Annotated in this window: 8 protein-coding genes; 3 read left to right on the forward strand and 5 right to left on the reverse strand. The window is 30.6% G+C overall.

Annotated features, from left to right (window positions below):
• Window positions 1-9: 9 nt before the first annotated feature.
• From RWQ74_RS08325 to RWQ74_RS08335, 3 genes are read left to right on the forward strand one after another with little or no spacing between them, the layout of a single operon-like run.
• Entirely contained in the window at window positions 10-726 is a 717-nt protein-coding gene (locus RWQ74_RS08325; RefSeq protein WP_314397835.1) for an ABC transporter ATP-binding protein, read from the forward strand.
• Window position 727: 1 nt separating this feature from the next.
• A complete protein-coding gene (locus RWQ74_RS08330; RefSeq protein ID WP_314397829.1) occupies window positions 728-1,810 on the forward strand; it encodes an ABC transporter permease in 1,083 nt (360 codons plus the stop codon).
• 19 nt (window positions 1,811-1,829) lie between these two features.
• Window positions 1,830-2,468: a TetR/AcrR family transcriptional regulator gene (locus RWQ74_RS08335; protein WP_314397830.1), complete on the forward strand. Its 639-nt coding sequence runs from the start codon at window positions 1,830-1,832 to the stop codon at window positions 2,466-2,468.
• Between the two features lie 36 nt (window positions 2,469-2,504).
• On the opposite strand, the gene RWQ74_RS08340 is transcribed toward RWQ74_RS08335, so the two are convergent.
• From RWQ74_RS08340 to RWQ74_RS08360, 5 genes are all read right to left on the reverse strand, one after another.
• Entirely contained in the window at window positions 2,505-4,115 is a 1,611-nt protein-coding gene (locus RWQ74_RS08340) for an ABC transporter ATP-binding protein (protein WP_314397831.1), read from the reverse strand.
• Window positions 4,115-5,836 carry an ATP-binding cassette domain-containing protein gene (locus tag RWQ74_RS08345; RefSeq protein ID WP_314397832.1) on the reverse strand — a complete coding sequence of 574 codons (1,722 nt, stop codon included), beginning with the start codon at window positions 5,834-5,836 and terminating at the stop codon, window positions 4,115-4,117. Before RWQ74_RS08345 ends, RWQ74_RS08340 begins: the two co-directional genes overlap by 1 nt.
• 440 nt (window positions 5,837-6,276) lie before the next feature.
• Window positions 6,277-6,693, reverse strand: a complete 417-nt coding sequence (locus RWQ74_RS08350; protein WP_314397833.1) for a type II toxin-antitoxin system HicB family antitoxin — start codon at window positions 6,691-6,693, stop codon at window positions 6,277-6,279.
• A 36-nt stretch (window positions 6,694-6,729) separates the two neighbouring features.
• On the reverse strand, window positions 6,730-6,921 hold the full coding sequence (locus RWQ74_RS08355) for a type II toxin-antitoxin system HicA family toxin (RefSeq protein WP_304096555.1): 192 nt from the start codon (window positions 6,919-6,921) through the stop codon (window positions 6,730-6,732).
• A 408-nt stretch (window positions 6,922-7,329) separates the two neighbouring features.
• Window positions 7,330-8,901, reverse strand: a complete 1,572-nt coding sequence (locus tag RWQ74_RS08360) for an ABC transporter ATP-binding protein (protein WP_314397834.1) — start codon at window positions 8,899-8,901, stop codon at window positions 7,330-7,332.
• Window positions 8,902-9,389 lie beyond the last annotated feature (488 nt).

Genomic DNA, 9,389 nt, shown 5'->3' on the forward strand with positions numbered 1-9,389 from the left:
ATAATTCTTATGAAAAAATTAATACAAATTACTTCATTATCAAAAAGCTTCGGGGATCAAAAAGTCCTTGATAACATTGATTTCAACCTAGAAAAAGGTGAAATTGTCGGTCTTATCGGTCCATCAGGATCGGGAAAATCAACATTAATAAAGACAATGCTCGGTATGGAAAAAGCAGATAAAGGTGAAGCCCTTGTTCTAGATAACAAAATGCCAAAAAGAGAAATTCTTTCTAATATTGGATATATGGCACAAAGCGATGCTCTTTATGAAATACTTACCGGCTACGAAAATTTAGAATTTTTTGGAAAAATAAAAGGTGTTTCTCCAAAACAACTAAAAGAAGAAATAGCTTATGTAGCAAAAATAGTTGACTTAACCGACCACCTAAAAAAATTAGTATCGAATTATTCAGGTGGGATGAAACGCAGACTTTCACTCGCTATTGCGCTAATCGGTAGCCCTGAGTTACTTATACTCGATGAACCTACTGTCGGTATAGATCCTAGCCTTCGCCGTAGCATTTGGAAAGAATTATTTAAACAAAGGGATAACGGTGTTGGAATCCTTGTAACAACTCACGTAATGGACGAAGCAGAACTTACAGACAAAGTCGGACTTCTTCTTCGTGGAGATATTATAGACTTCGACACACCAAAAGATCTAAAAGAAAAAAATAATGTTACTACTATCGAAGAAGTATTCTTAAAAGCGGAGGAAAAATAAAATGAGAATTTTAACTATTTCAAAAAGGGTATTTAAAGAATTTTTTAGAGATAAAAGAACTTTAGCTATGATGTTCGTTGCACCGATTTTTATAATGTGGTTAATTAGCATAGTCTTTTCAGCAAATACAAACTCTGAACTTACTGTTGCTTCTGTAAACACTCCTCAAAGTGTAGTTTCCGTAATGAAAGATATTGACAATGTTCATATAGAGGAATATCAATCAAAAGAAGCTGCTGAAGAGAAATTAAAAAATAATGAGATTGACACTATAATTTCTTACGATAACAATACCTACACGGTGACTCATGCTAACATAGACACTACAAAAACTATGCAAGCCCAACAAGTTTTAAAAAGTTCTATAAAAGCATCAGAAGTGAAAAATTTGATAGAGGTTGTAAAAAAAGTAAATCCTAAATTAAGCGAAAATAAACAAGAACCTGAAGTCAAAGAATATTATAATTATGGTAATGCAGATTCAACATTTTTCAATAAAGTTGCACCTACTTTAATTGCTTATATCATATTCTTCTACGTATTTCTAATCTCTGGTATGGCGCTATTAAAGGAACGTAATAGTGGAACTTTAGATAGACTTTTAGCAACTCCAGTAAAAAGAAGCGAAGTCGTCCTAGGTTATGTATTATCTTATAGCTCATTAGCCATAATTCAAACTATTATCGTCACTTTATCATCTGTATATTTATTAAATATTGAAGTTGCTGGAAATCCATTTTATGTTATAATAGTTAATGTATTACTAGCAATGGTTGCCTTAACACTAGGTTTACTAATCTCAACGGTTGCAAAATCAGAATTTCAAATGATGCAGTTCGTTCCGGTAATAGTTATTCCACAAATGTTCTTTTCAGGAATAGTATCTGTTGAAAGTATGGGGAAAGTTGCTGTCTATATTAGTAAAATCCTACCTGTTACCTATGCTAGTGACGGTTTAAGCAAAATAATTTTAGAAGGTAAAAATCTTCTTGCGATTACAAATGATATAATAATTCTACTTGCACTTTGCATACTTCTAATAATACTTAATATTCTAGGCTTAAAACGATATAGAAAAGTTTAAAAAACAATAGGAGACTCTTATGACTGAAAATATCTTACAATCTTACTTTAGCATATCTCATGCCGAGACCTTTCCACCTGGTAAGAAAAAAACAATAGAAGCTGCGATTAAATTATTCGCAAAACAAGGATACCATGGAACATCTACGCTTCAAATTGCTAAAGAAGCAGGCGTTAGTCAGGCAACAGTATTTAAATACTTTAAAACTAAAGAAGATTTATTATATTCAATAATAGTCCCCGTTATTCCTAAATTATTTTTAAATTTTCTAAAAAGAATTCAAAATACTAATTCACTTGAAGAATTAATCAGTTATGTTGTTGAAGATCGTATGGTTTTCCTAAAAGAAAATAAGGATACCGTAAAAATAGTATTCTCAGAGATATTAACAAACGAGAATTTAAAAGCACAACTTATCGATTCGTTAAAAGTGGTCTTTGCAGAAATAAACTTTAAAGATATATTACAAAAACACAAAGAAAACAATCCTGAAATTAACGAGAAACTATCGCCAGCAGAAGTCATTCGTTCATTCGCAGGACCTATCATGACCTACTCAGCCCAAAGATTTATTCTTTTTGAAGACGTTCCTTGTCCTACTGAGAAGCATGATTTACAATTTATTAAACAACAAATCTATAGAAATTTAACAAAATAGCAAAAAAGGAACTTGGAAATTTCCAAGTTCCTCTTTCTATTCACCCAATCTAATTACCTTATCACATATTGATAATGTTGATTTATTGTGTGAAATTATTATTGTTATCTTATCTTTTTTACTTTCTTCTAAAGCTTTTAGCACTTCGATTTCACTGAAGATATCGATATTCGCTGTTGCTTCATCAAGAATCAGAAGTTTACTATCATTGTAGAATGAACGCGCTACTGATAAACGTTGTTTTTGTCCTGAACTTATGTTCGAACTTCTCTCACCAACAATCTCATTTTCGCGACATTTTAAGTTATCCACAAAACCTCTTAAATTAGTTTTTCTTAAAGATGCATCCAATTCTTCTTTATCTAAATCTTTTTCAAAGAATGTAATATTATCTTTAATTTTTGCATTGAATAGGTAACTATCTTGCAGAATTATCGAGCTATTTTCTCTAAAGTAACGGTTATCTATGTCTCTTAGATCAATACCATCGATAGTGATATTACCTTCCATGTTTTCATCTGATATGAATTTCATAATAAGTTTCGCTATTGTAGATTTACCACATCCACTAGGTCCACTTAATCCGATAATCTCACCTTTTTTCACATCGAAGCTTAGATTATCTACTACAGTATTATCAGCGTATCGATATGTTAAGTTCTCAACTTTAAGTTCGTTAAAATCAACAACTACTCCGCTATTTTCCGCTTCTTCCGGCGTATTCATAAGCTCTAAAAATCTCTTTCCACTAGCCATCGTCTGACTTAATGTTGAAGCAAGGTTCCCCATGTATAAAATTGGGATAAATGATACTATAAACATTGCAACTAGCGATATAGTTACGAACTGATTATCAAGCGAAGATGCCACATAGATAAATGCCAACACCCCGATATTATAAGTTACAACATTTAGAACATTCAAATCTACTAAAAATTTATTTTTAAGATATGAACTTCTTGTCAGTTCTTCGGTTTCCATATCGATATTACGTTTTGCTTCATCGATTTTTCCATATTGCAATGTTTCAAAAATCCCGTAAGCTTCTTCTGATGAATTGTTGTTTACTTGAGTCAGTTTACGACGATAATTTTCACCAACATCTTGCCCAACATTTCTAAAACTTAACGGATATACAAGTCCAATTACAATATAAATTATTAACGCTACTAATGCTAGTTTCACACTAAAGAATAATAGGAAGAAACTAACTACTAAACTTTGGACGATATAAATCATAAACGGTGTTATCATATGCGCGTAGAAAACTTCTAATAATTCAATATCAGTCGTAATCATCGTCATATAATCACCTGAAGTATTTTTCGTGAAATTATCGACAGAGATGCGTTTAAATTTTTCTAAAACTTTAACACGTAAGGCATGTAATACTTTGAATGCCACATAGTGATTTAAAAGTTGCTCAGTATAACTGAATAACCCTTTTAACACGGCTAAAGCAAAGATTACTATAAATAAAATTACAGCTATTGTCGTTATTTTTGTTAAAAAGAATAACGAGATGAAGTAGGTAAATACAACAAGTGTTAAGTGTCCTAAGCTTCCGAATAAAGTCGCTCTAAGCAATGGACGTTTAAAATCCTGAGCAATAGCTAACAGTTGTTTTAATTCTCTTAATGATGTCATTACTCTACCTCCTTAGCTAAAAATTTTGATTTCAGTTGTTGTTGATCTGTAAATAATTTTCTATACAGAGAATTTTCTTCAATCAATTCATCATGTGTTCCTTCTTCGATAATTTTTTTATCTTTTAAAACATAGATATTATCTGCATTTGTTACAGTCTCTAAATCGTGAGAAATAACGATAATAATTTTTCCTTCTTTAATTGAATCGAAAGCATTAAGTACGATCTCCTTACTATAATCATCAATATTCGATACAGCTTCATCAAGTATATATAAGTAAGAATCTTTCAAAATTGCTTTCGCTGCAAGTAGTCTTTGTTTTTGACCTCCAGAAAGATTCGCAGCTCCTATCGCAAGCTCATAATCTAGACCTCCGTGTTCTTCTACGAAATCTCTAAGATTAACTTTTTCTAAAGCATTGTACATTTCTTCTTCACTTATATTTTTACGAACACTTAAATGCTCTCTTACAGTTCCTTTAACTAAGTAACTATCATTAGTAATAAGTGTCGTAATTTTAGCCATCTCTCTAGTAGGAATACTATCGATATTGAAGTTGTCGTATTTTATACTTCCGCTATAGTTAGAATTTAAACCTAAGATTAATTTGATAATAGTAGACTTACCACTGCCACTTTCTCCTACTAATGCTGTTTTTGTACCAGGTTTAAATATCATATTGATATTTTCTAAAGTTATCTCCTCTCCATAAGAGAAGCCAACATTGTTCAGAACAATATTCTTTCCAGCTTCTACCTCGATAGTCTCATCTTTTTCTTGTTCCGGATGATCAAGAAGTTTATAGATATTATCTAACTCAATATTCCCTTTCATCGAAATATGGAACAAGCCACCTAATGCACGCAACGGTTTAAAGCATTCTAACGAAGCAACAATCACGAAAACAATAAGTTTCTGATCTTTTACCACAAAAATAGCAATAATCGATAAGACAAATATAGAAACGTAAGTAATAGCATCCATCACATTAATAGAATTAAGTTGGTGACGAAGTAATGCCATCGTTGATTTTCTATATTTCGCACTACGAGTATCAACATCACTCGCTACGTTATCTTCTTTACCGTAAATTTTTGCCGTTGTGAAACCTGATAATCTATCATAGAATACTTCAGATAAGCTTAAGAAATCGCTGAAGTTCTTTTTATTAGCCTTTTTCGATTTCTTAATAATAATCATAATAGATACAGGAATAAGTGGATATAGTAATAACATCGCTATAAATAGTAAGATATGAATCTTCCCATAAATCACAAATGAGCTAAGTACTATAAATAATGTCGCAAACATCTGCGGTACAAACTTATTGAAATAAAACTCGATATTTACAATCGATGAAGAATTCATCACAAGAAGACTACCAGCGTTTACTGCTTCTGTGTAATTTAGTGAAAGTTTTTCTACTTTGTTGTAAATCTCTTTCCTTAATGTATTTCTAACCTGTTTAGAAATTTTGTGACTGAAGTAATTATCCCCTGTTGTAGCTCCGTAATACACTACTAAACCTATCACTGTTTTCAGGATAAATCCTAATACAGCACCGCTTCTACTCTCTTCACCTAGTGAATAAAATAGAAAATCTACAAAGTTGTAGATGAAAAATAGCGAGCACCAAAAGGCAACAAGTTTAAGAATCGCTACGAGATATACTTCTTTTTTGATATTGAAGAGAGCCATCGCTCTACCATCTATCTTCATAATATCTCCTTATTTAATTTCAAATTTAGATTGATTTACACAAAAAGAGTAAAACGGTAGTGAAGGATTTTGTTGTTTTTATAGAAAATCCAACATTCACTCTTTTTATGAAAAAGGCTCTAGTTACCTATATTGATATTAATTATCAATTATATCTTTTTTATTATACTATATAGATAAATTAAAAGATAGCTTTAAAGGTTATTGTTACGAAAATGTTCAAAAATATTAGTAATGTTAGGAAAATAGAGTTTTAGACTCATTCCTAGATATTTATAATTTTTACTTCGTTGTTCTTTTTGAAAGGACAAATACTGCAAAGTCTTTTTCTAAGTTGTCTTTCTCGAACGAACATTTTCCTGCCGTTTTACTCATTGTGTGTCCATTAGAAAAAGACAACAACTCAGTTTTATTATTTTACTGAATTGCTGTCTTCATATTTACATACTAAATTCTTCTTTTAACGCTTCTTGTAATAACTGGCTGACGTTTATGTTATTTCTTTTTGCTAACTCATTTAGATAACTAGGTATCGATACATTTCTTCTTACTGTTTTTACTTCTGATTTTCTTGCATATTCTAGCATATCAACACCAACTAAACTTACAAAACTAGCTTCTTTTACTGAAAACTCATCCTCTTCAATTTCTAAATCTTTTATATCTCTTGCTATCGGAAACTCTTTTCCATCAATATAATACTCATACAACCAAGCACCTAAATAATCACTGGCCATAAAAAATGCATCTTTTAAATTTTCTCCTTCAGTAGCACCAAAATCTAAATCAGGGAAAACCACTGTATATCCGTCATTCTCTATATTTTTATAAAATATAGCAGGATAGACTACATTCATAATAATACCTCCTATTATTAAAATAAGGAGCGGGAACTATTTCAATCCCGCCTGTTTCAAGATCCTATGCTCTAGACCTTTTCCTAAAGCACGATTATGAAACGGAACTTGTGTTACCCTACCAGTCTTAGGATTCCTAAACTTTCTATGCGAACCATCTCCACTTTTTACATAAATGAAGCCATTTGCTTCTAAAAGCTTAATCATCTCTTTAGATGTCATTGGCATTGTATTGTCCTCCTTACTTTTATTATACACACTTATACACATTAATTCAAGTAGAAGGTGTATCACTCGCAATTTTTATTCTTACATATTTCTTTATTTCTAAAGTCTAACAGCATAATTGGCTTACGTTTATGTTATTTCTTTCTATGACTTTATGTTATAATAAAAAAGAACGGTTGGGACGCCGTCTACCCTTTTGGGAAATATTAAAGATTACTTACGCTTTAGGTTGCCGCCCTTAGCGTTTTTCTTTTGCTCCTGAAAATATTTTAAAATATCAATCCTGAAACGACTTTTCTTTTAATTACTTTTGTTCTTATCTTCCCCTTCTCGTTAGAAGAAAAATCCATGTCTACACAATAAAAAAGAAGGTTTAAGATTTTTTTTTAATCTTACCCTCTTTTCCATCTAGCTACCTAATGTTATTACTTTATCTGCTAAGTTTTCAATTTTTTCACTATTTCTATGAGTTATCATAATAACTGTAGATTCTTTGTCTTTTAATATTATTTCCTCAATATCATCTGCCAACTTACTATCTAAGTTCGCTGTACCTTCATCGATTATGAATACATCTTTTTTATGATATAAACTTCTCGCTAGTCCTAATCGTTGCAACTGTCCACCTGATAAAGCTAAGTTTTTATTGTCTAGTATTGTATTTTCTTTTTCTTCTAAATTATCAATCACATCAACTAACTTACAATTTTCCAGAACTTCTCTAAACAACTTGTCGTTATATTCTTTGTTTAAAATAATATTGTCCTTGATCGATAAATTTAATAATTGCACTTTTTGATTCATAGTAGAAATTGCTGATTTAATATCAAATTGTTTTAATTCTCTATTATCCCATTCTACGCTACCTTCATAGTTCTTCAAATCACCATTTAAAATATTTATCAACGTTGATTTTCCACTACCACTTTTACCTTTTATTAAATATTTCTTGTTTTTCTCGAAAGTTAAATTAGGAAATTCTACCGTCTTATCTGGATAGTTATATTTAACATTAGAAACTACAATCGCCTTATCTAATTTTTCGACTCTCGGTAAACTTTTCTCTTCTTTAATTTCTGGATACTTATTCAACAACTCATTTGCTGAAGCGAAATTCGGATATAGCTCGATTACTTTTGTCAATCCTCCAAAGAATTCCCCTGTATAACCTGATATCGCAAATATCATCGCAAATTCAATATATCCTTTATATGCGAAATATCCCGCAATAAAAATCAACGCAATTTGGTTACCTGCATTTATTGTCACATTCAATCCTTGTAAAGTCATAATAGATTTTTTTCTATTAACTTTCGCATTTTTTATATTTTTTGAACCTACATTAACAATTCTATCTAATAAATTCAACGCAGAAAAGTTGTTTAGCATTTCTGAACTAGCCAGCGCATTCTCTAAATCCTTATTGAAATCTTCTGTAGCTTTTGAAATGTCTTTTGTCGTTGTTTTTATCGCTTTGTTGAAATACTTAGGTAGAACCATCATTAATAAAGACAATGCAAGTGAGATAATAAATAACGTAATATTCACCTTAAGTAATGCAATTGTTGAGATAACAACTAAAGATATACTGTAAATCGCAAATAAACAATTAGCCGCATATTGCTCAAACTGCTGAATATCAGTAGTGTTTAAAGCTATACATTCTGCTCCATTATTATGTTTCTCGTTATAAACTAACTTTTTCTTGAAATCTGCAATTGCTGTTTTTCTAAGACTTGTAGAAAAATTTTGAATCAATTTTTCTACATATATCGCTCTGAAATAACCTAATGTATTCAAAACAACATATATCAACATAACTGCAATAGTTGCCGACACCATAAATCTTAAATTTTTATCTACCGTCGCTTGGATAATCAAACTAAATCCATAAGACGTCGCAACCTGTGTTGCTGCGCATAATACTGTAATAATAAATACTAATATGCTATATTTTTGTTTAAATAATAATTTAAACACGATCTTCACCCCTAACACTAACTTTTAAAATCCTTTTTATAATCTGACTCTAAAAGTATATTTATTATGTAAATTTTATCAGAGATAACAAAGATAATCAATACAATTTATGAAAATTATCACATTTTATTTTCTAATTTTCAGATTTTTTATAGTGAATATTATTTCCACTATAAAATAGTTTCTAAAATGGACTTTTGGGACTAATCCAGAAGACCTTAATTTTAACAAAGTGTATATAAGAACTCATAGACGCAGTGGTTTATTGATATCTAAAATCGCTTTAGAAAAGCTTTTTAGATATCTAATAAACTGTGCGGGGGTGACTCGACAAAATCGATTTCTCCGAAATCACGATTTTTGAGTCACTCCCAAAAGTCCAAATACAGATAAAACAATAAACTCCAGATTTTTCCTCTGGAGTTTATTTTCATCTATTCTTTTATAATTCTATAGTAAATTTTTGATGTTATTGCATAAACTATTAG

This window comes from uncultured Gemella sp. (assembly GCF_963525165.1).
GTDB lineage: Bacteria > Bacillota > Bacilli > Staphylococcales > Gemellaceae > Gemella.